Consider the following 25,851-nt stretch of genomic DNA (forward strand, 5'->3'; position numbering starts at 1 on the left):
AAATATAAATGACTTTTATGTGAACAACAATCTATAAAACATGTAAACATCTCAGAAACCCTTCACCTGCCGAACTCTTTTCATTTCCGCATAAGGTTTGTTATAAAGTGAGTGGGGGTGACAGTATGGATGTCAAAACAACCATTGAAAAAGCAGTCACATCAGCCGGAGTGGGCCGCTTCATCAAACAGGTGAAGGAAGCGGGAGGAGGCGACATCAACCGGGCGTTTCTCGTAGAAACAGACGAAGCTCATCTGTTTATCAAGTTAAACGAAGGAGTGCCTGCCGACTTTTTCGAAAAAGAAGCCATGGGGCTGCATGAACTTGGCAAAACAGAGGCGGTGTTGGTGCCGGAGGTTCTGGCTTATAACAGCCAGAAGGATTTGGAGCGTTTTCTCGTACTATCATATATCAAAAGCGTTCGGTCGGACAAAACGGAAGAAGAGTTGGGAAGACGGCTCGCGGCCATGCATCATGCGGAAAAACCTTATTACGGGCTGTCGTATGACAATTATATCGGCACATTCAAGCAGGAAAACGGCAAGTATGCGAGCTGGCATGATTACTATCGGGACAAAAGGCTGCTGCCGCAGATTGCGGTTGCGCAGGACAAAGGGTTTTTAAGCGGCCGGCAGGCCAAACGTCATATCCGTCTCGCTGAATCGATCGGCCGCTGGCTCCCGGATCGCCCCCGCGCATCTGTTCTGCACGGTGATCTGTGGGGAGGCAACTGGATAGCGGGGGAAGGCGGCTCTCCATATCTCATCGATCCGGCTGTTCTGTATGGCGACTGCCGGATGGATCTGGCGATGACCGCTTTATTCGGCGGTTTTACGGATCGGTTTTACCGCGCTTATGAAGAAGCTTCAGGCGAGCCGCTGGACCGGGAAATATGGCCGCTTTATCAGCTTTTTTACGTCTATTTGCATTTGAATTCGTTTGGCTGCAGCTATCTGCCCCATGCTGAGAACATAGTAGAGCGGTATATTGGGTGAAAAATGGATATAGGCAAAAGATACCGATTTTGTGACAGGTATTGGACACCCTTCAAAGGGTGTTTTTTTATTGATCGGCGTGCTTTCTCCATGGGTCATGGTAAATAAATCCTATTAGCTGTCAAAAAAAGTTTAAAGTTTAGTCAATGTTTGGACACAAAATAAACCATTTTTTAGGTAATTAGATCTTTTTTTCTATGAATAAACGGTGTAAATTACTTATATAAGAAGTCGATAGATTGATTTATAAGTCTATTGGATTAATTTTCGGCCAATCACTTCAAAGGGCGTTTAACAGCGTCACCTTTCATCAATCTATTGTGAAATGTTGAACAAACTTCATGATCTGTGATCAACTTTGGAAATGGAGGAAGCAGGGGATGAACGAATTAATCTTAGCCAGATTTCAATTTGCTTCAACAACGATTTTTCACTTTATTTTTGTGCCGATGTCGATCGGGCTTGTCTTTATGGTTGCATTGATGGAAACCCTTTATGTGACCAAGAAAAAAGACATTTACAGGACGATGGCTAAATTTTGGGGGCATTTATTTTTAATTAACTTTGCCGTCGGTGTAGTGACAGGTATTCTGCAGGAATTTCAGTTCGGAATGAACTGGTCGGAGTACTCCCGCTTTGTCGGGGATGTGTTTGGCGCTCCGCTTGCTGTGGAGGCGCTCTTGGCATTCTTTATGGAATCCACTTTTATCGGCCTGTGGATATTCGGCTGGGATCGCCTGCCGAAAAAGGTTCATTTGCTGTCGATTTGGCTTGTTTCGCTGGGCACTATGCTGTCGGCGTTTTGGATTTTGGCGGCCAATTCATTTATGCAGGAGCCTGTTGGTTTCGCGATCAAAAACGGCCGTGCGGAAATGACCGATTTCTTCGCCATCATCAAGAATCCGCAGCTTTGGGTGGAATTTCCCCATGTCATTTTCGGCGCGCTTGCAACCGGTTCATTTTTTATTGCCGGTGTGAGTGCATATAAAATGCTGAAAAAACAGGAAATGCTGTTTTTCAGAAAGTCTTTTCAAATCGCGCTGGTTGTGGCGCTGGTTTCCGGCCTCGGCGTGGCTTTCAGCGGGCATGAACAGGCACAGCATCTGATGAAAAGCCAGCCGATGAAAATGGCGGCAAGTGAAGCGCTTTGGGATGACAGCGGCGATCCGGCGGCATGGACGGTTTTGGCCAATATTGATTCGGACAAGCAGGAAAACAAATCAGAAATCAGCATTCCGTATGCGCTCAGCTACCTGGCGTACAAACAATTCAGCGGTGATGTGCCGGGAATGAAAACATTGCAAAAACAATATGAAGAGAAGTATGGCGAAGGAAACTACATTCCGCCGGTGAAAACGACGTTCTGGAGCTTCAGAATCATGGCCGGCGCCGGGATATTGATGATTTTTGCCGCTTTAACCGGTCTTTTCCTCAGCTTCCGCAAAAAACTTGAGTCAAGCAAGTGGTATTTGCGGGCGATGGTCGCACTGATCGCGTTTCCGTTCATCGCGAACACGGCGGGCTGGATCATGACTGAGATCGGACGCCAGCCGTGGACGGTCTTCGGCATTTTGACGACGGCGCAATCCGTTTCACCGAACGTATCGGCGGGAATGCTTCTGTTCTCGGTTATCGCGTTTACCGCGATTTATCTCGTGCTGGCGATCGTTCTTGTTTACTTGTTTATCCGCGAGATTAAAAAAGGGGCTGAACATCATGAGCATCATCATGATGGCTCTGTATCGACAGACCCGTTTGATCAGGAGGTTTACCATGGTATCTCTTAATGAGCTTTGGTTCATATTGGTCGCTGTGTTGTTCGTGGGATTTTTCTTTCTGGAAGGTTTTGATTTTGGCGTCGGCATGGCCACCCGGTTTCTGGGACGGAATGAGCTTGAACGGAGGGTGATGATCAATACGATCGGACCTTTCTGGGATGCGAACGAGGTCTGGCTGCTGACCGGGGGAGGCGCGATTTTCGCGGCTTTTCCGAATTGGTATGCGACCATGTTCAGCGGATACTATATACCGTTCGTCTTTGTCCTGTTGGCATTGATCGGCCGGGGCGTCGCTTTTGAATTCAGAGGAAAAGTGGAGGCGGCTAAGTGGAAGAAAACATGGGATTGGGTCGTATTTTTCGGCAGCATTCTGCCTCCGTTTTTGTTCGGCGTTTTATTCACAAGCATTCTGCGGGGCATGCCGATCGATGCTGATATGAATCTTCACGCCGGTTTTACGGATTACGTGAATCTTTATTCTGTGACAGGAGGCGTCACCGTCACCCTGCTCTGTCTGTTGCACGGACTGATCTTTATTACGCTTAGAACCGATGCCGATCTCAGAGATCGTGCAAGACGTCTCGCTCAAAAAGTCGTGTTTGCGGCGCTGGCAGCGCTTGTGGTCTTTGTTGGGATGTCGATTTTTCAAACGGATTTATTTACAGGGCGCGGACAAGCCACGATACCGCTTGCCGCCTTAATCGTCGTTTGCTATGTGCTGTCCATTGTGTTTATGAAACAAAAACGCGACGGCTGGACGTTTGCCATGACTGGAGCTGGAATCGCGCTGACGGTGGCGACGATCTTTACGGCGCTGTTCCCGCGCGTGATGATCAGCTCTATCAAAAGCGCCTACGATTTGACGGTGTATAATGCTTCATCAGGCGACTATTCATTGAAAGTCATGACGATCGTCGCGCTCGCACTGCTGCCGTTTGTGCTCGGCTATCAAGTATGGAGCTATTATGTATTCCGGAAACGGGTCAGCAGCAAGGAGCCAATGATTTATTAATGGGAAAAGAGCTTTTTCAATATAAAGGGATCAAACGGATTCTCGCACTGCTTGCCGTTTTGACATGCATTCAGGCTGCTGCTGTGATCATGCAGGCGGAATGGCTCGCACAAGCGGTGACACGCCTGTTCAATGGCGGGCGAGTGGATTCGGTTTATTCATTGGCGGCCTTCTTTTTGGCGGCGTTTCTTCTCCGCCATGCCATCACAGTCGTGAAGCAGCGGGCTGTGTATGACTACGCCGCAAAGACCGGAGCCGACATGCGGAAAAGCTTTCTTGAAAAGCTTTTTCAATCAGGGCCGCGTCTCGCGAGAACCGAAGGAACCGGCCATGTGGTGACGCTTGCGATGGAAGGGATTGCCCAGTTCCGCCGCTATTTGGAGCTGTTTCTTCCGAAAATGATCAGCATGGCTGTTATTCCGGCGGCTGTCGTCTGCTATGTCTTTTTCAAAGACAGAACATCCGCCGTAGTGCTGATTGTGGCGATGCCGATTTTAATAGCATTTATGATTCTGCTTGGCTATGCCGCGAAAAGAAAGGCAGACCGGCAATGGAAAACATATGAAACGCTGTCCAATCATTTCACAGACTCGCTGCGCGGCTTGGAAACTTTGAAGTTTTTAGGGTTAAGCCGATCACATACAAAAAATATCTTTAAGGTGAGCGAAAGGTACCGGAAGGCGACGATGAACACGCTTAGAATCGCCTTTCTCTCATCATTTGCCCTCGACTTTTTTACGATGCTGTCTGTCGCGACGGTAGCCGTTTTTCTCGGCCTCGGCCTTGTCGAAGGACATATCGCGCTCGGTACGGCCCTCGCGATCTTGATGCTTGCTCCCGAATTTTTTCTCCCGGTCCGGGAAGTCGGCAATGACTACCACGCCACATTAAACGGCCAGGAAGCCGGAAAAGCGATAAAAGTGATTCTTAACGCTCCTTCATTTAAAGAAGAGAAACCGCTTCAGCTTGATGAATGGTCAGCTGAGAGTCAAATCAGGCTTAGAGGTGTCTCTGTACAGCACGGTGAAGAGGGAGAGAGTTCATTAACCGATATTTCCCTTTCTTTTAAAGGAAAGAAAAAAATCGGAATCATTGGTGCAAGCGGTGCGGGGAAGTCTACACTCATCGATGTGCTGGGCGGCTTTTTGGAAACAAAAAACGGCGCTATCGAAATCGGAGATGCAAAACGGTCGCATCTTCAGGCGGAAAGCTGGCAGCGGCAGCTGCTTTATATTCCGCAGCATCCGTTTATTTTTCCGGATACACTTGGCGCTAACATCAGCTTTTATCATCCAGGCGCTTCAGACGAAGAAGTCGAACAGGCGGCAAAGGCTGCGGGACTTTCACAGCTGATTGCGCAGCTTCCTTCAGGACTCGGGGAACAAATCGGCGAAGGTGGAAGGGCATTGAGCGGTGGGCAAGCCCAGCGGATCGCCATCGCCCGGGCCTTTCTCGGAAATCGTCCGGTTCTCTTGCTGGATGAACCGACCGCACACTTGGATGTCGAAACAGAATATGACATGAAGCAAACGATGCTGAAGCTGTTTGAGGATAAGCTCGTCTTGCTGGCGACCCACCGGCTGCACTGGATGCTTGATATGGATGAAATCATCGTGCTGCAGGATGGGAAAGTGGCTGAAACCGGAACACATCAAGAACTGATCGAAAAGCGCGGGGTTTACTACGATCTCGTGCAGGCGCAGTCTTTTGGGGGTGCATCATGAAAAAGGAAGACCGGTGGGTGCTGCCGTATGTGAAAAAGAATATGAAGCTTTTAATCATTGTGGTCTTGCTGGGCGGACTAACGGTGTCCTCTGCCGCATCCCTTATGTTTACGTCCGGTTATTTGATTTCCAAAGCGGCGACTCGTCCGGAAAATGTGTTGATGATTTACGTGCCGATCGTAGCCGTCCGCACCTTTGGGATTTTACGCTCTGTTTCCCGGTATGTAGAGCGGCTGACGGGCCACCATATCATATTGAAAATTCTATCGGACATGCGTGTTCGCCTGTACCGGATGCTTGAACCTCAGGCGCTGAAATTGCGTTCGCGTTTTCGTACAGGCGATATGCTCGGAATTTTGGCTGATGATATCGAGCATTTGCAGGATATGTATTTGAAGACGGTTTTTCCGGGCATTTCCGCCTTGCTTTTGTATACCATCTTCATCGTCGCTCTCGGAAGTTTTTCATGGCCGTTTGCCGGACTCATCGCGATCTATGCGGCAGTATTCGTTTTTCTTGTTCCGCTCGTTTCCCTGCTTGTCACAAGGGCGAAAAACATCGAGCTGAAAAAAGGCCGCAGCCGGCTTTACCGCCGCTTGACCGATGGCGTCATGGGTGTGAGCGACTGGGTTTTCAGCGGTCGGCAAAGCGACTTTATCGATGCATATGAAGAAGAGGAGCACAGGTGGTTGGAGATCGAGAGAAAACGCCAGCGTTTTTCGCGCTGGAGGGACTTTGCCGTCCAGTGTCTTGCAGCCGGACTCGTGCTGCTGATGCTGATGTGGGCAGGCGGTCTAAGTGCGGAAGGCGGATTGCCCCATACGTTCATTGCCGCGTTTGTCCTTGTGGTGTTTCCTCTGACAGAAGCATTCTTTCCGCTTTCTGATGCGGCGGGGGCGATCCCGGCGTACGAGGATTCGCTGCGGCGCATGGAGCAGCTCAGGCCCGCACAAGCGGAAGCGGATACCGTTTCGCCTGAAACTGCCGAGGCAGTCGGTTTAGACGATGTCACCCTCCGCTTTGACAATGTTTCATTTTCATATGAATCCGGCCATCCGGTGTTGCGCGGTGTTTCTTTTACCGTAAAGCAAGGGGAGAAAATCGCGCTCCTCGGACCGAGCGGTGCGGGTAAATCAACGATTTTGACCATGATCGAGGGGGCGCTTTCTCCAGACGCAGGACGAGTCGCTTTTAACGGAATTGAAGCCGTTGCCCTGCAAGATGACATTTCCCGGATTGTCGGCGTTTTAAATCAAAAGCCGTATCTGTTTGATACGACGATTTTAAATAATATCCGTCTCGGCAATCCTGAAGCGAGCGATGAAGAAGTGTACTGGGCGGCGCGGCAGGTCAAGCTTCATGATCTGATTGAATCGCTTCCTGACGGTTATCATACATCAGTGCAGGAGGCGGGGAGCCGCTTTTCCGGAGGAGAGCGGCAGCGGATCGCACTGGCGCGCATTCTATTGCAGGGTGCACCTGTTATCGTTTTGGATGAACCGACCGTCGGGCTTGATCCAATAACGGAAAAAGAGCTGCTTTTGACGATGTTTGAAGCGCTTGACGGAAAGACCGTTCTTTGGATCACCCACCATTTGGCGGGAGCTGAAGCGGCCGATCGGATTCTTTTTCTCGAAAACGGAAGAATTGAAATGGAAGGAAGACATCAAGATTTACTGCAAGAAAACAAGCGCTATCAGCGGCTATATCAGCTGGATGCGCCGGCGTTGCGGCATGAGGATCGAAAGGGCAGCTTCATTTGAAGCTGCTTTTTCTTTAGCAGTTTTTAGCCATTTTTAAGGAGCGGATTAACTGGGGTTAAGCGGCCATTGATATAATCAATTCATATGACAGGTGAGGGAGAGGAAACGATTGAATATTCAACTGCGGGAAGAGCGGGTGATTTGGTTGGATCAAGCGAGGGGGATTGCGCTTTTCGGGATTCTGCTGGCAAACATGCTGTTGTTTCAATACGGGATGTGGGAGGATTTATCCTTTAAACCGTTGCCATCCTATGACCACTGGGCATATGAATGGACAAGGATTTTTGCTGTCGGCAGCTTTATGCCGCTGTTCGCTTTTTTATTCGGCTACGGTATGGTGTTAATGAAAGACAGATTGGAACAAAAGGGAATCGTGACATATCGTCGCATTTTTATACGGCGCTTTCTGATACTGGCTGCCTTTGGCGGTTTGCACGGCTATTTTCTTTGGGATGGAGACATTTTGCTCAGTTACAGCATCATCGGAATCGGCCTGTTGTTTCTGTTTATCAACCGGAAACCGAAGACCATTTTGATTTGGGCGGTCAGTCTATTCGCGTTCTATGTTCTCATCTGCTATGGAAGCGGAGGGGCGGAGCCTGATCAGGAATTAGCGGCATTTAATGAGCGCACGGCCCTGGTGATGCAAAACGGAGACTATTGGGAGATCGTGTCCTACCGGGCGAATGAGGTCGTTCCTTTATTCGGTGTTGAGGATGAGCTTCCGGAATGGATGGTCATGGTGATGATCCTATTGATCGCTCCTATTTTTACGCTGTCTCCTTTTCTGTTCGGTTTATATGCGGCGAAGAAAAAATGGCTCCATCAGCCCCGGCTTTATTTGAAGGGAATCCGCAAAGTTTTCATTGTGACACTCGCTCTCGGTATTCCTTTGAAAACACTGCCGATTGTTTGGGATAATCCGGCCGTTTATATGCTGAGTGAAGGCGTCGGACCGCTGTCGCTGACATTTTGTTACTTGACGGGAATTGTTTTGATCTCGCAGTCTAAAGGGGGACAGCGCGTTTTAAAACCTTTTGGAGCCGTTGGAAGATTATCGCTGACAAACTACCTCACACAAAGCATCGTTATGACCTTTATTTTTTACGGGTATGGTCTGGGGTTGTTCGGAAAGCTCGGCGTATTGGCCGGCATCGGTATTGCCGCTTTGTTTTTTCTTTGTCAGACGGCAGCCAGCGTTTGGTGGACCAGCCGGTTTCGCATAGGGCCGTTTGAATGGCTGTGGAGATTGGGAACATATTTGAAGCCGCCAGCTTTCATGAAGAGGAACATGACGGGCAAAGGGCATTCTGTGGCAAAATAAGAATAGGGTTCACAGTTTAAACAAACGTTTGATTTAAAAGGATGTGAAGAAGAATGGCTGAAGAAAAACCGCCGATTTGGACAAAAGAACGGGTGAAAGCAACCCTTCCGAAAAGGGGAAAGGACAGCCATAAAGGAACATTCGGAACAGGGCTGCTGCTGGCCGGAAGCGATGATATGCCGGGGGCGGCTCTGCTCGCGGGCTATGGCGCGATGAGAAGCGGCATCGGAAAGCTTGTCATCGGCACATCAGCGGGTGCGGTGCCTTTAATCGTTCCTGTTCTGCCTGAAGCCACCTATTGGCGGGACGGCTTGAAAAGGGTGGGAAATGGGGAATTGGAGATGTGCTTTCGGGCGATTGCCCTCGGCCCCGGGCTCCTTCCGTCTGAAGCAACAGAACGGGCAGTACGTATGGTATTGAAGGAAGAATGCCCGGTTGTACTTGATGCCGGCGCTGTGTCAAAACGAATGTACCCGTCTCGCGAAGCACCGACGATTTTGACGCCGCATCCAGGAGAATTTTCGAGAATCACCGGTCTGTCCATTCAAGAGGTGCAAGCAGAGCGCGTTTTTCTTACGAAAGAATGGGCGGCCAAACTCGGTGTAACGATCATTTTGAAAGGAAATGAAACGGTCATCGCTTTTCCCGATGGAGAGTGCTGGAGAAACCAGACCGGTAACAACGCATTGGCAAAAGGAGGTACGGGTGATACATTAACCGGAATGATTCTCGGCATGCTGTGCTGCCACGAAAACCCGAAAGAAGCGGTGCTGAATGCTGTCCATCTGCACGGCGCCTGTGCCGACGCTTGGACAACATCCCGCTCGCCCCATACATTGCTTGCACATGAACTGTCCCAATGGCTGCCTGAGGTATGGAAAAAGTATGAGGAATAAAAGCGGAAACGTCCGAAGAACCCGGACGTTTCCATCTGGAGGTATTAAGGATTGATTTTACCGATGCCGGCATTTTGCCTGACGATTGATTTCACATTGTCCACGCTGTCGAGTGAATAGCTGTAAGGCGGTTTATAGGATGTTGTCGATGTAGTCGGCATGCTGCCTGTCGAGTTGACAAATTTATTGTTGGACACATCCCAATAGCCAGGTTTATCACTGTACCAGGAGACAATTGGATCTTTGGCATTTTCAAAGAGGTTGTTTTCGATTTTGAGACGGGCGCCCATTCTTGAGTTGATGCCGCTGTCGATAATGTTGCTGTAGTAGTTGTTGTAAAGATGGCCTTCACCGAATCGGAATGCTGGAACGCGGGAATTCAAGTTTGCAAACCAGTTATGGTGAAATGTGATCGTCCGGTTGTAATTATCGCTGTCTGAGCTGCCCATCAGCATGGATTTCCACGCATCATGCACATAGTTCCAAGAGAACGTAATGTATTTTGCATCTTTTTTGACATCAAACAATCCGTCATAATAATCTTTGTCAACATTCAAGCTGTGATACAGTTCATTATGATCGACCCAAATATTGTTGGAAGGACCTTCAATGCTGATCGCGTCTTTATCGCCTGATGCGACTTCATGGATTTTTAAGTTGCGGATGATGATGTTTTCGGCGCGCCACACTTTAATGCCGATCCCTTTTAATTCACCTTTTGTTCCGGAGCCGACAATCGATACGTCTGATACATCTTTGATGTCAATTTTTGATGCCGATGTATTGGAGGTTGTGATTGTGCCGTTGACATAAATTTTTAAGGGCGTGTTTGAACTTTTATTCTTTAGTGCCGCGAGCAACTGATCTCCCGTCGTGACGGTCACTGTCTGGCCGCCTTCTCCGCCGGTTGTTCCGCCGTTTAAAGAAGCGAAGCCCGTCAAGCTGAAATCGGCAAGCGGGCCTGCCTTGAATGAAGATGACGCTTCTGCGGAAACCGCTGTTGATAACGATCCGATAATCCCCAAAACAAAAATGAACATGATACTGATGATTTTCTTCATCGTATTCCTCCTTTTTTCTTTTTTAAAACCCTTTTAGGAAGCGCTTGCATTTATGGCGGATAGACTAGGTTGGACACGATCAACCCTCCCTTTTATTGGAATTACGGAGATCATAGCACATAAAACTGAATTATCTGAATAATCATGAAGTGAGTTGGAGTCGGCTATAAGCTGGTGATTATGACAAAAGGCATGAATCTGAGGCGAAGCGTATCAAGGTGGGGGAGCATTTGTCATATTTGATTGAAAAAAGGGGACGTTTTGCAGATGGGTGTTATGGTTACTTGTGCCGATGGTGAAGAGGCACACATTTTTATGAAGTACAACAGAGCTGCTAAACCAGCTCTGTTGTAAAATGACCGGCAGTTTTTTTTAATACGACGCGGGCAAGCACATCGATAAAACGGGGGTCGGTATTCGGCATCGGCGGACGGTAATAAGGGGCGCCGAGCTCGTCTGTAATGACTTTGCATTCATAGTCATTATCATAAAGAACCTCCAGATGGTCGGCTACAAAGCCGACTGGAGCGTAGATGAAGGATCTGTAGCCTTCCCGGTAAAGCTTTCGGGTCAGATCCTGTACATCGGGACCGAGCCAAGGGTCAGGTGTATTGCCTTCGCTTTGCCAGCCGGCAGTGACCTGGTCAAAAGGCAGCCGTTCTGCGATCTGTTTTGCGGTTTCTTTAAGCTGATCTGGATATGGATCGCCATGCTCCTTGATCTTTTCCGGCAAGCTGTGGGCTGAGCAAATCACAATGGTTTTTTGCAATTCGTCTTGAGACATCTGTTTAAGAATCCGGTTGATTTCTTCTGTCCAGTAACGGATGAAGCCCTCTTCCTGATGCCACTCATCAATGGACGCGATCCGGGGGCCGCCGATGTTTTCCGCGGCTTTTTGGGCGCGCCGGTTGTAGACTTCGGTACTAAAGGTGGAATAGTGAGGGGCTAAGACGATGGAAACGGCTTCTTCAATGTGGTCCCGCTTCATTTGCTCAACCGCATCCTCGATAAACGGAGAGATGTGTTTTAAGCCGAGATATGAGACATATTCCACTTCATTTTGCCGGGAGTTTAACACATCTTCGAGTTTTTTTGCCTGAGCCTCCGTTATTTTTGCCAAAGGAGAGATCCCGCCGATATGCTTGTAGCGGTTTTTCAGGTCGTCGATCATCTCATCGGTCGGTCTTTTTCCATGGCGGATGTGCGTATAGTAGGGAATGATATCGTCTTCTTGATAAGGAGTTCCATAAGCCATGACGAGCAGGCCGATTTTTTTTCGTTTCATATGTTTTTCACCTCTGTTGCTCCTGGCATGCCGTACAGACGCCATAAATACCTAAATAATGCGTATTCACTTTGAAATGCGTCAACTGTGCGGCTGCATGTTCAACCTCTTTGAGCTGTGGATATTCTAAATCTACGATTTTGCCGCATGATTTACAGATGACATGATAATGCTGTGATTCAAACAGTTCATATTTGCTTTTTCCATCTCCATAAGGCAGTTCATTTAAAATGCCGAGCTTCACAAATAATTTCAAATTGCCGTATATCGTCGGCAGGCTCATGTAAGGCAATTCGCGGTGTATATCTTCCGCTGACGGGTGGTCATTTAAAGTAATGATCGTTTTTAAAATCAGCACCCGCTGAGCTGTCACCCGCAAGCCGCGTTTCTTTAATAAAAAAACGAGCTGTTCTTCTTCCACATGTAACATCCCCTGCCATTCTGAATTAAGGACAGGCATCCGCTTGGCTGTGACGGATGCCTGCAAGTTTTAGAAAATGAAAAACTTATGCTTTAGCCTCCTGCGGAACAGATAGGTTCAGCCCTTCTGCGACGCGTGTGCCATATTCCGGATCAGCTTTATAGAAATGCTGAATCTGGCGAAGCTTAATTTCATCTTTTGTTACTTGTTTCATTGAACCTACGATATTGTTGACAAGACGGGTGCGTTCTTCTTCGCTTAAGAGGCGGTATAAATCACCCGCTTGCGTGTAGTGGTCATGATGGTCGTAAGCTACACTGTCAGCCGAACCTGATACCGGATAAGCGGTTGTTTTTTGTTCAGGCGCTTCCGCAGGTCCGCCGAAGCTGTTCGGTTCATAATAGACGGAACCGCCGCCGTTTGAGTCAAAGCGCATTTGGCCGTCGCGCTGATAGTTGCGGACTTCCGCTTTCGGGCGATTGATCGGCAGGCTGTTGTGGTTAGCGCCTACGCGGTAGCGGTGGGCATCCGCATATGCGAACAGGCGTCCCTGCAGCATTTTATCCGGAGACGGTTCAATGCCGGGCACCAATGTTCCAGGAGAGAATGTCGCCTGCTCCACTTCTGCAAAATAGTTTTCCGGATTTCGATTTAGAACCATGCGGCCGACTTCAATCAAAGGATAATCTTTTTGCGACCATACTTTGGTGACATCAAATGGATCAAAACGATACGTATCAGCGTCTTCCAAAGGCATGATCTGAACGTAAAGCCTCCAGGCCGGGAAGTCTCCTTTTTCAATCGCTTCATATAAATCCTGCGTATGATAATCGGGATTTTCGCCCGCAATCTTTGTGCCCACTTCTTCGGTCAAGTTTTTAATGCCCTGCTCTGTCTTGAAGTGGTATTTGACCCAAACCCCTTCGCCTTCGGCGTTGACCCATTTGAATGTATGGCTGCCAAAGCCGTGCATATGCCGGTAAGTGGCGGGAATGCCGCGGTCGGACATCAGGATTGTGACCTGGTGCAGGGATTCAGGGGATAATGACCAGAAATCCCAAACGGCGTCCGGGTTTTTCAAGTGTGTGACCGGATGGCGTTTTTGTGTATGAATGAAGTCAGGGAATTTGATCGCATCGCGGATAAAGAACACCGGTGTGTTGTTTCCGACAAGATCGTAGTTCCCCTCCTCTGTATAAAATTTAACAGCGAATCCGCGCGGATCGCGGACGGAATCCGCTGAACCATTTTCACCTGCGACAGTTGAAAAACGAACGAATAATGGTGTGCGCTTTCCTACGTCTGATAAAAATTTGGCTTTTGTATATGCTGAAACATCATTTGTCACTTCAAAATAACCGTGTGCACCGGCGCCTTTTGCATGAACAACCCGTTCAGGCACGCGCTCTCTGTTGAAGTGTGCGAGTTTTTCAAGCAGGTGGACGTCCTGTATTAGAGTCGGTCCCCGGGAACCAGCCGTCATTGAGTTTTGGTTGTCGCCAACCGGAGCTCCCCAGCTGGTTGTCAGGTTGTTTTGGTTTGTCGTCATTAAAGGATCACCTCGCGTTAAATTTCATTACAAAATAATGATAACACTTCTCAAGAAAAAAACAATATTTATTTATAATAATTATAAACAAAAATTTATTATCGATGATTACATAGTGTCATGATTCCGAATAACTTTCCCGAATTGGGATAAATTAAGGACGATTCCAAATAAAGGAGTGTATAAGATGGAGCACAGCTCAAATCAGCAAAAGTCCGATATGGAAACAGACGACACATTGACAAACCGCCAGGGGCATCCTGTAACAAACAATCAACATATCAGGACCGTCGGCAATAGAGGCCCTTCGACATTGGAGAACTATGATTTCTTAGAAAAGATCAGCCATTTTGACAGAGAAAGGGTTCCGGAGCGGGTCGTCCATGCGCGGGGAGCCGGTGCGCACGGATATTTTGAGGCTTACGGGACGGCAGGCGACGAACCGGTTTCAAAGTATACGAGAGCGAAGCTGTTTCAGGAAAAAGGCAAAAGAACTCCTGTATTTGTCCGTTTTTCCACGGTTACGCACGGGATGTCTTCACCGGAAACGCTGCGTGACCCGCGCGGATTTGCGGTCAAGTTTTACACTGAGGATGGCAACTGGGATCTTGTCGGCAACAACCTAAAGATCTTTTTTATCCGCGACGCCATCAAATTCCCTGACTTGATCCATGCGTTTAAGCCTGATCCTGTTACAAACCTTCAGGATGGCGAAAGAATCTTCGATTTTATCTCAAATACTCCGGAAGCGATGCATATGATCACCTTCTTGTTTTCACCATGGGGTATTCCTGCAAACTACCGGCAAATGCAGGGGTCCGGCGTGAACACATACAAGTGGGTGAACAAAGAAGGGGAAGCCGTCCTTGTGAAATACCACTGGGAGCCGAAACAAGGCATTAAAAATTTGACGCAAAATGAAGCGGAAGAGATTCAGGCGAAGAATTTCAATCATGCCACACAAGATTTGTATGAAGCGATTGAGCGCGGAGATTATCCGGAGTGGGAGCTGTTCGTGCAAATCATGAGCGATGATGATCATCCGGAGCTCGATTTTGATCCGCTGGATGACACCAAACTCTGGCCAGAGGATCAATTTCCATGGCTTCCTGTCGGCAAAATGGTACTCAATCGAAACCCTGAAGATTATTTTACAGAAGTGGAGCAGGCTGCATTCGGGACGGGCGTGCTTGTGGACGGGCTCGATTTTTCCGATGATAAAATGCTGCAAGGGAGAACCTTTTCCTACTCAGACACGCAGCGCTACAGAGTCGGGCCCAACTATCTCCAGCTGCCGATCAATGCTCCGAAAAAAAGGGTGGCGACCAATCAGCGGGGAGGGCAGATGCAATACAAGGTCGATTTAGGCAAAAATCAAAGTCCGCACATCAACTATGAACCTTCAACCATCAACGGGCTGAAAGAAGCGAAACAGGACGGCAAGGAATACACCCCGCATGTTGAAGGAAATCTGGTCCGCGAATCGATCGACAGGCAGAATAATTTTAAACAGGCGGGAGAGACCTACAGGCAATTCGATGATCGGGAAAAAGACGAATTGATCACAAACCTGGTCAATACACTCGCTCCATGTGACAACAGAATTCAAACGAAAATGATCGATCTGTTCAAGCAATGTGATTCGGAATATGGAAGCAGGATCGAGGAAGGCTTGAAAAACGCCTCAAGTCAAAATACATCCAGCAGGGAACCGATCGGAGCGGAAGGTGCGGAAGACGCGCCGAAGCAGGCGGAGGAAAAAGGGCATAGTGAAGATCCTTATTAAAAAAGTGACCGTATGCACCCGCATACAAAGAGCAGGCATCATCACCGCCTGCTTTTTGTACGGGTAATAAACTGCCTGGAAACCAGCATCACTCCTGCCCCCCCTAATGACAAAGCGCCTGCAAACCAAAAGACCTCGCGCAGGCCGAACTGTTCGGCCACTTTGCCGGCCGCAATCGGGCCGAGAAAAAAACCGAGCGCATAAAAGGATTGATAAAAGCCCATGACAGACATCTTCAGCTTCGGGGTGCCGATCTGCACGACCTGGCTAACCAGAAGCGGAAAAATAAATCCTAATGTCAGTCCGGTCACAGCGTGTATCAGGCATACGGTGAAAAGCGTTTTCGCAAACGGCAGAAGGCCAAAAAAAACAGCCGTTATCACATAAGACACGAAGATAAGGCCATCCGCGCGCTTCGTATTGTAGAAGATGCACCATATAGATGCTCCCGCCTGAGGAATAAAAAACGCGCACATGATCCAGATCAGCTGTTCTTCATTGATTCCGATCGTCTCTGCATAGATGGGCGTGAATCCGAACACCGTCATAAACAAAACGGCGTGGGCTAAAAACGACAGAATTGCAATCGCTTTCAATCGCGGCAGTCTCCAAGTCTGTTTCACATAGTCTGACAGCCTCATCCCCTTAACCGGCTCCCGCGCCCCTTGATCTTTAATAAAAAACGAGAGAACCAGACCGATAAATGAAACGATGACCCCGATCCAAAACGGAAACATCCAGCCGAATAAATGGACGAGATATCCGCTGACAGCCATGCTGACAAACTGCGGCAAAACCGTCAAAAACTGCAGAATCCCCATCGCTTTCGCAGAACGGTCTTTTGTAAAATACTGCGCGTATAAAACGGTTGCCATCACCCACATGGCTGCGGTAATCCCTGCCATAAGCCGGGCGGTGATCACCATCAAAAACGAATCGAAAAACAAAAAGATCAAACTGCTCAATAGGGACATGGCAAAGCCTGTGATAAACAGCTGTTTTCTCAGCGGGGCAAGGACATCCGACAGAATCCCGAACGGGAACCTTAACAAAATCTGTGTGATGCCGTAGCTTCCCAAAATAATCCCGATCGCTGAATAGGAGAAACCGATGTTCCCTAAATACAATCCAAAAACAGGGACATAAATATATGTAGCAAACCAGAAGCAAAAGACGGCTCCCCCAAAAATCACATGGTCTTTCTTTAAAATTTGACTTTCTTCATAAACAACTTTTTCCCGTAGTTCCATTCCCTTTATCTCACACCCCTTTAATCTCAAGTACACCATAAATAACGGGCCGAGAACAAGATCATTTTTTATCTTTTTACGATAGAATTGAACGGTTTGCTGGCGGAGATCGTCTTAGATACAGATACAGAAAAGGGGGTTTGGCATTTTAGTGGATCAAGCAGATGAAAAAGAACTGATTAAACAAGCAAAAAATGGGGAGGATGCCGCTTTTACAAAACTGTTTCAGCTCAATTACCCCTTTTTATATCAATATGTGCTGAAATTAACGCTTCATCCTGAGCTGACAGAGGATTTGGTTCAAGAAACAATGTTGAAAGCGTATCTCGGCCTTCAGCAATTTCAGGGAAACGCAAAATTTTCAACATGGCTGATTTCAATTGCTTCCCGGCTGTTTATCGACCATCAGCGCCGAAGAAAGAGCGAGAAGCGGAAAACGCGGGCTGCGGAAGAGGCAGCTTTGCGAAAAATGAAATGGGAATCTTCTTTGCGCGGCCACGAATGGAGCGAATACTTGGAGCTGTTCGCTGCACTTGAGCCTGAGTTCAGAATGCCAATCCTATTAAGACATTACTACGGGTTTTCATACCCTGAAGTGGCAAAAATGCTGAAAATAAAAGAGGGTACTGTCAAATCCCGCGTGCATCATGGGTTAAAGAAAATTCGAAAGGAGTGGGAACGGTGAATGAGCAAGAGGAAAAAGAAATGGTAACACATTTGAAGAGGGAATTGAAAATGATTGACGATACCTTTGATCCTTCGGTTCCTCATCAATTTGAGCTGGATCAGCGTTTGGCCCAATTTAAAAAAGAGCGCAAACGGGCGCTCCAAAAGGAATTGCTTTGTTTTATCGGCGCAGCGTTGGTGATTTTATCGGTTTATTTGACGATCTTCATTCAAGTTCCAGCTGTTTTTATGATGTCGCAGGTAGTGGCGCTTGTATTGCTTCCGGCGCTCGCCGTGTTAGAAAAAAGGCGGCGGACGGCTGATGGGGAGGCTGAGTAGATGAACCTTGAAATGAATCAAGAAAAACTGCTGGTGCTCCTTTTGATCTCACCGCTGTTATTCGCACAGAGCATTTTTCTTTTTCTTGATGCGAAGAAAAAAGGCAGCAACGCGTGGTTTTGGGGAATATGGGGCCTGATTCAAACTCCGATGCCTTTATTATTCTATTATTTATTTGTTGTACGGCCGTTTCATAAGAAAAGGAGGACCCCTTAATGGCTGGAGCAGATATACCTTGGGCGTTGATCGCCCCTTTCATTGTGCTGTATTTGATTTTAATATTGTCCGCATTGGTCAGTTGCTTAAAGGAGGAAACAAATGGTCCGAAGTGGCTGTGGGTTTTGATCATCGCAGGGATCAGTTTTATCGGTCCTGTCTCTTACTTTGTCATCGGTAAAAAAACACACGGCAGGAGGCGTATTTGATGTTGTCCGTCAATCATTTAACGAAAATATATAAACAGCACAAAGCCGTCCAAAATATCAGCTTTGACCTCCGGCATCAGCAATGCACCGCACTGCTCGGACCTAACGGGGCGGGTAAAACAACGACATTGCAAATGCTGTCTGGTCTGTTGACGCCAACATCCGGGCGTATACAGTTTTTAGGCCGGGAATCGATAAACCGGTCGGAAATCGGATACCTGCCTCAGCATCCCGCTTTTTTCTCCTGGATGACGGCTCTGGAATATATGCTGTTTGCTGCAAGGCTTTCAGGGCTGAAACGACGTGAGGCATTGAAAAAGAGTCGAAACGCTTTGCGCTATGCCGGTCTGGAAAGGGATGAAGGCCGGAAAATCGGCGGTTTTTCGGGAGGAATGAAGCAAAGGCTCGGACTGGCACAAGCTCTAGTACACGAGCCAAAGCTATTGATCCTGGATGAACCTGTTGCAGCACTGGATCCGGCAGGACGGCGCGAAGTGCTCGACATGATGAAAGAGTTAAAAAAGAAGATGACGATTCTATTCTCAACTCATGTACTCCATGATGCAGAAGAGGTTTGCGATCAAATTATCATGCTGAAAGAAGGGGCTGTCAAATGGTCAGGCCCGCTTCACCAATTAAAGTATCAGCATCACACACCGTCCTGCATTTTGGCCGCTGAAGAAAGCCTTGAAGGATGGCTGGAACATTTGCCTTACGTCAGCAAGGTTGCATATGAAAAGCCTTCAAAGGCTGAAATTTTTTTAACCGAGCAATCCGATCACCGTCGCTTACTGGCAGAATGCTTGAATCGACATGTATCCATTCTTCGTTTTGAACAAAAAACACAGTCTTTGGAAGATATTTATATGAAGGTGATGGGGCTATGAATTCATTTTATATTTTATTCCAAAAAGAATGGAAGGAAAGTTGGAAGGGCGGAAAGATGCTTTGGATGCCTGCCGTTCTGATCCTTCTTGGCTTGATTCAGCCGATCAGCCTGTATTATATGCCCGAGATCATCGACATGGCCGGGAATCTTCCGAAGGGGGCTGTCATCGACATACCAAGGCCGAGTGGGGGGGAGGTTATGGCAAGCACCTTGTCCCAGTTTGGAACGGTTGGTACTGCGATTTTCGTTTTCAGTGTGATGGGCAGCATTGTCAATGAACGGAACGAGGGCTCCCTTTCATTAGTGATGACGAGGCCTGTCAGTCCGTTGTATTATATTGGCAGCAAATGGCTTCAACAGGGGTTGCTCGCATTGGCTTCATTTGCTGTGAGCTACGGTCTAGCCTTTTATTATACAAATCTTCTATTCAGTAAAGTTGAGATTGAACGTTTTCTATTCAGTTTATTCGTATACAGTATATGGATTCTATTTGTGATGACGATGACAATGTTTTTCAGCGCTTTGTTCCGTCGTGTCGGAGGGATTGCCGGTGCGAGCATCAGTGTGACGGCGGCACTTTCATTGGCGGGTTCGCTGTTTCCCCGCTTTACTAAATGGACGCCGGATAAAGCGCAAAACCAAGCCAGTTATTTTATCCTCCACGGTTCATGGGATGATGCTTTTTACTGGATGGTCTTTTCATCGTCAGCTATTGTGCTTCTTTTGTTTATGTCAACCGTATTTGTTTTTAAAAGATATGAAGCTTACTAATCTGCCGAGCTAGCCCGGTTTTTTTTATTGTCAGGATCATGAAAGTAGGTATACAATACACTGAAAGATCAGTTTTCCGCCTTCAATATGAAAGGAGTGATCCAATGAGTATACCAAACAGCCAGGCAGATATTGCACCTCGGGTGAAAGCGCAGCCGAACAGAGTGTGGATTGCTGTCATATTGGGCATTTTATCCGGAATCGGACCGGTTGTGATCGACTTGTATTTGCCGGGGCTTCCGCAGATGGCGGCTGATTTACATACGAATGCTTCCGTCGTTCAGCTGAGTTTAACATCGTGTTTATTGGGATTGGCGCTCGGGCAAATTGTCATCGGCCCTTTTAGTGATGTATTGGGCAGAAGAATACCGCTTATTGTTTCATTAGCCGTTTTTGCCGCGGCGTCATTTTTATGCGCCTTGACATCATCTGTGTGGGTGTTGATCGCCATGCGGTTTATTCAAGGTGCGGCGGGAGCGGGCGGCATCGTGATATCCCGAGCGATAGCCCGGGACTTATATTCGGGCACAGAATTGACGAAGTTTTTCTCGTTACTGATGTTGGTTAACGGGATTGCGCCTATCATTTCTCCGGTTGCGGGTGGACAGCTGATGAAATTTGCAACTTGGAACGGCGTCTTTTTGATCATCGGTCTCTTTGGCATGATCATGATTCTGTCCGTTATATTTGGAATTCGAGAGTCTCTTTCCCCGGAAAATCGGACGAAGGGCGGTTTCAAGGAGACGTTCGCATCATTTGGAAAACTGTTTGGTCAGCGTTCCTTTATGGGGTATGCTTTGGCGCAGGGGTTGATCGTTGCCGGGATGTTCGGCTATATATCTGCTTCTCCGTTTGTTTTGCAAGACATTTACGGGCTATCGGCACAAGCTTTTAGCTTTTGTTTTGCACTAAACGGTTTAGGCATTATCATCGCTGCCCAAATCACGGGCCGGCTTGCGGAGCGGTTTGGAGAAGCTGCCATGTTGAGATGCGGGCTGGGCATATCTTTGACCGCCAGCCTTGTCCTGTTCATAACCGTCTTCTTTCAAGCAGCGCTGTTTTTCGTTTTAATTCCGCTGTTTGTGGTCGTTTCCTGTATCGGAATCGTGACGACGTCAAGCGGATCATTGGCCATGCAAAGCCAAGGAAAGTCAGCAGGGAGCGCATCAGCGCTTTTGGGACTTTTACCGTTTATTTTGGGAGCGGCGGCTGCGCCGCTTGTGGGCATCGCCGGAAGTCATACGGCTTTGCCGATGGCCGCCGTTATTTTAGTTTGCAATATCGGTGCATTGACCTGTTATAAAGTGCTGGTCGGAAAATAAAACAGCCTGCCGGCGAAACTGCCGGCAGGCTTAAATAGTGATGTTTAACGAGGGAAGATCTCCACTGTGGTTTCAGCGTGATGATAGTTTCTGCCGAATTTTTGCATCTCAGCGGTGATTGTGTGTGTACCTGCGTTAGGCAGCGTTTTCCGGACCATCACCAGCTTAAACTGTGAAGAGCTGAAAGCATAAACGGGCACTCTGACCGTCTGTCCGTCATTTAAAATTTGTGTATAGCTCAATGTTCTCCCGTTCAGAGAATCCCTTGTATTGGCATGAAAGCGGTAAGGGAAGTTAAATTCAACATAGCTGGCGCCGACGAACGAGTTTGGCCTGTAAGTGACTTCGATGTCAGAGGTTGTCCACTCTTGATTGCTGTCAACCGTTTCAACATGAAGTGTCGGAGCGCTTCTGAAAAAGGAAGCGTTTGCTTTTTGTGCCGGAAGAATAAATGAAAACAGTGCTGCTGAGGATAATAGACCGACACACAATTTACCGATGAATTTTCGTTTAAACATAAACATTCTCCTCCCTAAAAACGAATAGAAAACAGTCGTTAAAAAGGAAATAATAAGATTTAAAACTACTATATTCCTTTTCCTGCTTATGTTAATCTATCATTCATTACCAATGAAGTAAATATTTTTTATAAAATATTCAAAAAAATATGAAAAGAGTGTGAAAGGGGGAGACCTGTTTATGTGCGGCCTTAAGGCAAAGGCTCATTCCCTCTGCCTTAAGGATGTCCGCTATTTAACGAGGAACAATCTCCAATGTTGTTTCGGCATGATTAATGTTTTTCCCGTTTTGCTTTAGTTCAGCGGTAATTCTGTGCGTGCCTGCGTTCGGAAGCGTTTTCCGCACCATCACAAGCTTAAATTCAGATGAGCTTAACGCATAGACTGGCACTCTGACCGTCTGCCCATCATCTAAAATTTGTGTGTAATCAAGTGTTTTACCATTTAGTGTATCCCTTGTGCTGGCGTGAAAGCGGTAAGGGAAATGAAACTCGACATAGCTTGAACCGACAAATGTATTCGGTTTATATGTGATTTCAATATCGGAAGTTGTCCATTCTTTATTGCTGTTAATGGTCTTGGCCTCAAGCACAGGCTGCTGAGTCGGATTATCCGGCTGCTGCGGGTTGTCCGGATTGCCTGGGTTGCCAGGTTTCTGCGGTTGATCCGGACAAGGCTTCCAAGGATGCGGCTTGTGCGGATGGCAAAAAATCGGGCATCTGTAGTGGCTGGTTTTCACTTCTTTTGCGCTTGCCTCAGAAGTAGGAAGAATAAATGAAATTAATGCCGCTGACGTTAATAGACCAACACTGATTTTACTAATGAATTTCCGTTTTCGCATCTGAATGTTCCTCCTAAATGGCAATGTAAGTGTTAGAGGACGTCCTAAAATATTCAAGAAAAGGTACAATTACGATCGCGATCTACTAAATTCCTTTTCTTGTTTACTTAATCTATCATCATTTACCATACAAGTAAATATTTTTAGTTAATTTTCTAAAAAAAATTTAAAATAATTGATAGTTTTCTGTCAATTGAGGGTGTTTTTCTATAAAAAAGAGTCGTATAAAGAACAAAATGGATTAAAATGTATATTTATTGTAGTGTGGAAAAAAGGGGGATGGAACATGCAAGACATTCAATTATTCTTGGCTGGGGACTCAACGGTATCAGACTATGATGCTTCTGTTACCCCGCGTGCCGGATGGGGTCAAAAAATTGGAGAGTATGTGAAGCCGGGCTTGTTGGTCCGGAACGAAGCGGCATCGGGGAGAAGTTCAAAAAGCTTTATTGAAGAAGGCAGGCTGGAGAAGATATTGAAGCAAATCAGAGGCGGCGACTATTTATTTGTCCAGTTTGGACACAACGATCAAAAACCGGATGAACGCCATACAGATCCCTTTGGAACATTCAAGGTCTATCTCGGCCGCTATGTCGATTCGGCAAGGCGGAAAAATGCCAATCCGGTGCTGATCACACCGGTAGCAAGGAGAGCGTTTGACAATCAAGGCTGTCTAACCGATACGCACGGCGACTATCCCGATGCGGTGAGAGAGCTTGCTTCAGAGCTTCAGACACCGCTTATTGACCTCGCCTTAAAAAGCGGCCGATTGCTGCAATCATTGGGGCCTGAAGCTTCGAAAAAACTGTTTTTGTGGCTTGAACCTGGGGAGCATCCCAATTATCCAGACGGTGTCAGTGACAACACACACTTCTCTGAATACGGCGCGGGAGAAATCGCGAAGCTTGTCGTTCAGGGCGCTCGGGAGGCTGGGCTTCCTTTATGAGGCCGTGTACCGCTTGAGAATAATTTTCAATTATTTTTCAAAATTTTTGCACTTCGCACCGAAAACTATGATACGATCTATTTCGTAAAGAGTTTAGATAAGGAGTGCACATCTATGATACGCCGCTTTTTTTCATACTATAAACCTCATAAACGGCTGTTTTTTATTGATTTCAGCAGTGCGATTATCGTCGCTCTTTTAGAGCTGGCGTTTCCTTTGGTTGTCCAATGGTTCATCGATACGCTGATCCCCGGGGGAGAATGGTTTGACATCGTCTGGGTCAGCATCGGACTGCTTGTGATCTATTTGCTTAGCACGGGTCTTCAGTATATTGTCAATTATCTCGGGCATAAACTGGGGATCAATATTGAAACGGACATGCGCCAGGATCTGTTTCAGCATGTGCAGCGCCAATCGTTCCGCTATTTTGATAACACGAAGACCGGGCATATTATCAGCCGCATTACAAACGATCTGTTTGACATCGGCGAGCTTGCCCATCACGGACCGGAAGATCTGTTTATCGCGGTCATGACCTTTGTGGGAGCGTTTTGGATCATGCTGACGATCAATGTAAAGCTCGCGCTCGTCGCGATTTTGTTTGTCCCGCTTTTGATCATATTGATCACTTATTCAAATATTAGAATGAACCGGGCCTGGAGAGAGATGTACAGTGAGATTGCCGATGTCAATGCAAGGGTTGAGGACAGCGTGTCAGGTGTTCGCGTCGTTCAATCGTTTACGAATGAACGTTTTGAGATTTCCCGTTTTTTAAAAAACAACCAAAAATTCCGCAAGGCCAAGCTGAAAGGCTATAAAACAATGGCGCTGACGACGGCGGGAACATTTTTGATGACCCGTCTGATGATTCTCGCGGTCCTTGTGTTCGGAGCATGGCTCAGCTTTTCCGGGAACATGTCATACGGCGAATTTGTCGGTTTTGTTTTGTATGTCAATGTTCTGTTTAAACCGATTGATAAAATCAGCGCGATTCTTGAGCTTTATCCGAAAGGGATGGCCGGTTTCAAGCGCTTTACGGAGCTGATCGATACCGAGCCGCAGATCGTTGACCGCGCGGATGCTGTTGATGTTCCCGCATTGGAAGGAAATATTGTATTCTGCAATGTGACGTTTGGCTATGAAGAGCACAAGCCTGTTCTGAATGGAATCGATCTTTCGATTACAGCGGGTGAGACGGTTGCTTTCGTCGGGCCGTCTGGAGCGGGCAAAACGACGATCAGCTCACTGATTCCCCGCTTTTACGATGTGGACGGCGGTGCGATTACGATTGACGGAATCGATGTCCGCGACATGACAAAGCGGTCGCTTCGTTCACAAATTGGGATTGTCCAGCAGGATGTCTTTTTATTTACAGGCACTCTCCGCGAAAACATCGCCTACGGAAAATTGGATGCAACTGATGAAGAAATCAAACGAGCCGCCAAAATGGCGCATTTGGAACAGCTGATAGCGTCGCTTCCGGACGGCTATGAAACACAGGTCGGTGAAAGAGGGCTGAAGCTGTCCGGCGGTCAAAAACAGAGGATCGCGATCGCGCGCATGTTTCTTAAAAACCCGCCGATTCTCATTTTGGATGAAGCCACATCCGCTCTTGATACAGAGACGGAGCAAATCATCCAAAACGCTTTGACAGAGCTTGCAAAAGACAGAACAACGCTCGTCATCGCCCACAGGCTCGCCACCATCCGCAATGCCGACCGGATTGTGGTCGTCACCGAAGACGGAATCGCGGAAGAAGGATCACACGATGAATTGGTTGAAAAAGGCGGGGTTTTCGCCAGCCTGCACCGCGTGCAATATCAATCTTAAAAGGAATGGGCAAGCCTAAAGCAAGGCTTGCTTTTTTCCGTTCAAATGAGCTTGAAATTGGAGAAAGCAGATGTTACACTCCAATTATGTAAATCCGATATCGGATTTCGATATTGGATATCGATAAAAGGAGGTGCTGTATTGGAAGATAAAGTGCTGCGAAAACTATTCCTTGGATTTATTCAAATACACATTTTGCATCATGCCGGTGAACAACCGATTTTCGGATTATGGATGTTGGAGGAATTAAAAGAACACGGATACAACATCAGTGCGGGCACATTATATCCGATTCTCCATTCGATGGAGTCCGATGGACTTCTCGTCAAAGAAGAACGAAATGTAGACGGGAAAATCAGAAAGTATTATTCCGCCACGGAAAAAGGCATGGGCGTGCTGAAAGAAGCCAGATTGAAAGCATATGAACTGTTTAAGGAAATTAAAGAATAGCCGAAAGGAG

Annotated in this window: 25 protein-coding genes; 18 read left to right on the forward strand and 7 right to left on the reverse strand. The window is 47.3% G+C overall.

The window, feature by feature from the left end; genetic code table 11:
- Positions 1-125 precede the first annotated feature (125 nt).
- The 7 genes from M654_RS01815 (at position 126) to M654_RS01845 (ending at position 9,492) form a co-directional block, all read left to right on the forward strand.
- Positions 126-995 (forward strand): fructosamine kinase family protein, encoded by an 870-nt coding sequence (locus tag M654_RS01815; RefSeq protein WP_026589258.1) that lies wholly within the window; start codon positions 126-128, stop codon positions 993-995.
- Positions 996-1,375: 380 nt separating this feature from the next.
- Positions 1,376-2,782: a cytochrome ubiquinol oxidase subunit I gene (locus M654_RS01820; protein ID WP_026589257.1), complete on the forward strand. Its 1,407-nt coding sequence runs from the start codon at positions 1,376-1,378 to the stop codon at positions 2,780-2,782.
- A complete protein-coding gene (gene cydB, locus M654_RS01825; RefSeq protein WP_026589256.1) occupies positions 2,769-3,785 on the forward strand; it encodes a cytochrome d ubiquinol oxidase subunit II in 1,017 nt (338 codons plus the stop codon). The genes M654_RS01820 and cydB overlap by 14 nt, the downstream gene beginning before the upstream one ends.
- Positions 3,785-5,509: a thiol reductant ABC exporter subunit CydD gene (cydD, locus tag M654_RS01830; protein ID WP_026589255.1), complete on the forward strand. Its 1,725-nt coding sequence runs from the start codon at positions 3,785-3,787 to the stop codon at positions 5,507-5,509. The genes cydB and cydD overlap by 1 nt, the downstream gene beginning before the upstream one ends.
- Positions 5,506-7,272, forward strand: coding sequence for a thiol reductant ABC exporter subunit CydC (gene cydC / locus M654_RS01835; RefSeq protein ID WP_026589254.1), 1,767 nt, complete (start codon positions 5,506-5,508; stop codon positions 7,270-7,272). Before cydD ends, cydC begins: the two co-directional genes overlap by 4 nt.
- A gap of 109 nt (positions 7,273-7,381) precedes the next feature.
- Positions 7,382-8,596: a DUF418 domain-containing protein gene (locus M654_RS01840; RefSeq protein WP_051290442.1), complete on the forward strand. Its 1,215-nt coding sequence runs from the start codon at positions 7,382-7,384 to the stop codon at positions 8,594-8,596.
- A 53-nt stretch (positions 8,597-8,649) separates the two neighbouring features.
- Positions 8,650-9,492 (forward strand): NAD(P)H-hydrate dehydratase, encoded by an 843-nt coding sequence (locus tag M654_RS01845; RefSeq protein WP_026589253.1) that lies wholly within the window; start codon positions 8,650-8,652, stop codon positions 9,490-9,492.
- Positions 9,493-9,536: 44 nt separating this feature from the next.
- On the opposite strand, the gene M654_RS01850 is transcribed toward M654_RS01845, so the two are convergent.
- The 4 genes from M654_RS01850 to katA all read right to left on the reverse strand — a co-directional run bounded on the left by M654_RS01850 (position 9,537) and on the right by katA (position 13,808).
- Entirely contained in the window at positions 9,537-10,553 is a 1,017-nt protein-coding gene (locus M654_RS01850; RefSeq protein ID WP_026589252.1) for a pectate lyase family protein, read from the reverse strand.
- A 334-nt stretch (positions 10,554-10,887) separates the two neighbouring features.
- Positions 10,888-11,838, reverse strand: coding sequence for a ferrochelatase (hemH, locus tag M654_RS01855; RefSeq protein ID WP_026589251.1), 951 nt, complete (start codon positions 11,836-11,838; stop codon positions 10,888-10,890).
- Between the two features lie 7 nt (positions 11,839-11,845).
- Positions 11,846-12,259 carry a Fur family transcriptional regulator gene (locus M654_RS01860; RefSeq protein WP_026589250.1) on the reverse strand — a complete coding sequence of 138 codons (414 nt, stop codon included), beginning with the start codon at positions 12,257-12,259 and terminating at the stop codon, positions 11,846-11,848.
- Positions 12,260-12,344: 85 nt separating this feature from the next.
- A complete protein-coding gene (katA, locus tag M654_RS01865) occupies positions 12,345-13,808 on the reverse strand; it encodes a catalase KatA (RefSeq protein ID WP_026589249.1) in 1,464 nt (487 codons plus the stop codon).
- Positions 13,809-13,995: 187 nt separating this feature from the next.
- Here katA and M654_RS01870 point away from each other — a divergent pair, with 187 nt between their 5' ends.
- Positions 13,996-15,594 carry a catalase gene (locus M654_RS01870; protein WP_026589248.1) on the forward strand — a complete coding sequence of 533 codons (1,599 nt, stop codon included), beginning with the start codon at positions 13,996-13,998 and terminating at the stop codon, positions 15,592-15,594.
- A 41-nt stretch (positions 15,595-15,635) separates the two neighbouring features.
- Here M654_RS01870 and M654_RS01875 read toward each other — a convergent pair whose 3' ends face one another.
- The gene (locus tag M654_RS01875) at positions 15,636-16,844 is read right to left on the reverse strand and encodes an MFS transporter (RefSeq protein WP_026589247.1); all 1,209 of its coding nucleotides are present in this window, start codon (positions 16,842-16,844) and stop codon (positions 15,636-15,638) included.
- A gap of 151 nt (positions 16,845-16,995) precedes the next feature.
- On the opposite strand from M654_RS01875, the gene sigY reads away from it, so the two are divergent.
- The 7 genes from sigY to M654_RS01910 all read left to right on the forward strand — a co-directional run bounded on the left by sigY (position 16,996) and on the right by M654_RS01910 (position 21,256).
- Positions 16,996-17,529: an RNA polymerase sigma factor SigY gene (sigY, locus tag M654_RS01880; protein ID WP_026589246.1), complete on the forward strand. Its 534-nt coding sequence runs from the start codon at positions 16,996-16,998 to the stop codon at positions 17,527-17,529.
- Positions 17,526-17,849, forward strand: a complete 324-nt coding sequence (locus M654_RS01885; protein ID WP_026589245.1) for a YxlC family protein — start codon at positions 17,526-17,528, stop codon at positions 17,847-17,849. The genes sigY and M654_RS01885 overlap by 4 nt, the downstream gene beginning before the upstream one ends.
- The gene (locus M654_RS01890) at positions 17,850-18,065 is read left to right on the forward strand and encodes a hypothetical protein (RefSeq protein WP_026589244.1); all 216 of its coding nucleotides are present in this window, start codon (positions 17,850-17,852) and stop codon (positions 18,063-18,065) included.
- Positions 18,065-18,274, forward strand: a complete 210-nt coding sequence (locus M654_RS01895) for a PLDc N-terminal domain-containing protein (protein ID WP_026589243.1) — start codon at positions 18,065-18,067, stop codon at positions 18,272-18,274. Before M654_RS01890 ends, M654_RS01895 begins: the two co-directional genes overlap by 1 nt.
- Positions 18,274-19,161, forward strand: coding sequence for an ABC transporter ATP-binding protein (locus M654_RS01900; RefSeq protein ID WP_026589242.1), 888 nt, complete (start codon positions 18,274-18,276; stop codon positions 19,159-19,161). The genes M654_RS01895 and M654_RS01900 overlap by 1 nt, the downstream gene beginning before the upstream one ends.
- Complete coding sequence (locus M654_RS01905; RefSeq protein ID WP_026589241.1) at positions 19,158-19,934, forward strand: ABC transporter permease; 777 nt, start codon at positions 19,158-19,160, stop codon at positions 19,932-19,934. Before M654_RS01900 ends, M654_RS01905 begins: the two co-directional genes overlap by 4 nt.
- Positions 19,935-20,038: 104 nt before the next feature.
- The gene (locus tag M654_RS01910; RefSeq protein ID WP_026589240.1) at positions 20,039-21,256 is read left to right on the forward strand and encodes a multidrug effflux MFS transporter; all 1,218 of its coding nucleotides are present in this window, start codon (positions 20,039-20,041) and stop codon (positions 21,254-21,256) included.
- Positions 21,257-21,300: 44 nt separating this feature from the next.
- On the opposite strand, the gene bslB (M654_RS01915) is transcribed toward M654_RS01910, so the two are convergent.
- Positions 21,301-21,774: a biofilm surface layer hydrophobin BslB gene (gene bslB, locus M654_RS01915; RefSeq protein ID WP_026589239.1), complete on the reverse strand. Its 474-nt coding sequence runs from the start codon at positions 21,772-21,774 to the stop codon at positions 21,301-21,303.
- A 235-nt stretch (positions 21,775-22,009) separates the two neighbouring features.
- Positions 22,010-22,615, reverse strand: coding sequence for a biofilm surface layer hydrophobin BslB (gene bslB / locus M654_RS01920; protein WP_026589238.1), 606 nt, complete (start codon positions 22,613-22,615; stop codon positions 22,010-22,012).
- Between the two features lie 286 nt (positions 22,616-22,901).
- Between bslB (M654_RS01920) and M654_RS01925 the strand changes: the two genes are divergently transcribed.
- The 3 genes from M654_RS01925 (at position 22,902) to M654_RS01935 (ending at position 25,841) form a co-directional block, all read left to right on the forward strand.
- A complete protein-coding gene (locus tag M654_RS01925) occupies positions 22,902-23,561 on the forward strand; it encodes a rhamnogalacturonan acetylesterase (RefSeq protein WP_026589237.1) in 660 nt (219 codons plus the stop codon).
- 114 nt (positions 23,562-23,675) lie between these two features.
- Positions 23,676-25,391 (forward strand): ABC transporter ATP-binding protein, encoded by a 1,716-nt coding sequence (locus M654_RS01930; protein ID WP_026589236.1) that lies wholly within the window; start codon positions 23,676-23,678, stop codon positions 25,389-25,391.
- A 141-nt stretch (positions 25,392-25,532) separates the two neighbouring features.
- The gene (locus tag M654_RS01935) at positions 25,533-25,841 is read left to right on the forward strand and encodes a PadR family transcriptional regulator (RefSeq protein ID WP_026589235.1); all 309 of its coding nucleotides are present in this window, start codon (positions 25,533-25,535) and stop codon (positions 25,839-25,841) included.
- The last annotated feature ends 10 nt before the right edge of the window (positions 25,842-25,851 follow it).

This window comes from Bacillus sp. NSP9.1, assembly GCF_000465465.2.
In the GTDB taxonomy this organism is placed as follows: domain Bacteria; phylum Bacillota; class Bacilli; order Bacillales; family Bacillaceae; genus Bacillus; species Bacillus sonorensis_A.

Bases quoted from the DNA above. Each gene is read 5' to 3' on its own strand.
- M654_RS01815 (WP_026589258.1), top strand. From the start codon at position 126: ATGGATGTCAAAACAACCATTGAAAAAGCAGTCACATCAGCCGGAGTG.
- hemH (WP_026589251.1), bottom strand. From the start codon at position 11,838: ATGAAACGAAAAAAAATCGGCCTGCTCGTCATGGCTTATGGAACTCCT.
- bslB (WP_026589239.1), bottom strand. From the start codon at position 21,774: ATGTTTAAACGAAAATTCATCGGTAAATTGTGTGTCGGTCTATTATCC.
- M654_RS01905 (WP_026589241.1), top strand. From the start codon at position 19,158: ATGAATTCATTTTATATTTTATTCCAAAAAGAATGGAAGGAAAGTTGG.
- M654_RS01845 (WP_026589253.1), top strand. From the start codon at position 8,650: ATGGCTGAAGAAAAACCGCCGATTTGGACAAAAGAACGGGTGAAAGCA.
- M654_RS01910 (WP_026589240.1), top strand. From the start codon at position 20,039: ATGAGTATACCAAACAGCCAGGCAGATATTGCACCTCGGGTGAAAGCG.
- M654_RS01850 (WP_026589252.1), bottom strand. From the start codon at position 10,553: ATGAAGAAAATCATCAGTATCATGTTCATTTTTGTTTTGGGGATTATC.
- cydD (WP_026589255.1), top strand. From the start codon at position 3,785: ATGGGAAAAGAGCTTTTTCAATATAAAGGGATCAAACGGATTCTCGCA.
- M654_RS01870 (WP_026589248.1), top strand. From the start codon at position 13,996: ATGGAGCACAGCTCAAATCAGCAAAAGTCCGATATGGAAACAGACGAC.
- katA (WP_026589249.1), bottom strand. From the start codon at position 13,808: ATGACGACAAACCAAAACAACCTGACAACCAGCTGGGGAGCTCCGGTT.
- cydB (WP_026589256.1), top strand. From the start codon at position 2,769: ATGGTATCTCTTAATGAGCTTTGGTTCATATTGGTCGCTGTGTTGTTC.
- M654_RS01875 (WP_026589247.1), bottom strand. From the start codon at position 16,844: ATGGAACTACGGGAAAAAGTTGTTTATGAAGAAAGTCAAATTTTAAAG.
- M654_RS01895 (WP_026589243.1), top strand. From the start codon at position 18,065: ATGGCTGGAGCAGATATACCTTGGGCGTTGATCGCCCCTTTCATTGTG.
- bslB (WP_026589238.1), bottom strand. From the start codon at position 22,615: ATGCGAAAACGGAAATTCATTAGTAAAATCAGTGTTGGTCTATTAACG.
- M654_RS01900 (WP_026589242.1), top strand. From the start codon at position 18,274: ATGTTGTCCGTCAATCATTTAACGAAAATATATAAACAGCACAAAGCC.
- M654_RS01890 (WP_026589244.1), top strand. From the start codon at position 17,850: ATGAACCTTGAAATGAATCAAGAAAAACTGCTGGTGCTCCTTTTGATC.
- M654_RS01925 (WP_026589237.1), top strand. From the start codon at position 22,902: ATGCAAGACATTCAATTATTCTTGGCTGGGGACTCAACGGTATCAGAC.
- cydC (WP_026589254.1), top strand. From the start codon at position 5,506: ATGAAAAAGGAAGACCGGTGGGTGCTGCCGTATGTGAAAAAGAATATG.
- M654_RS01930 (WP_026589236.1), top strand. From the start codon at position 23,676: ATGATACGCCGCTTTTTTTCATACTATAAACCTCATAAACGGCTGTTT.
- M654_RS01820 (WP_026589257.1), top strand. From the start codon at position 1,376: ATGAACGAATTAATCTTAGCCAGATTTCAATTTGCTTCAACAACGATT.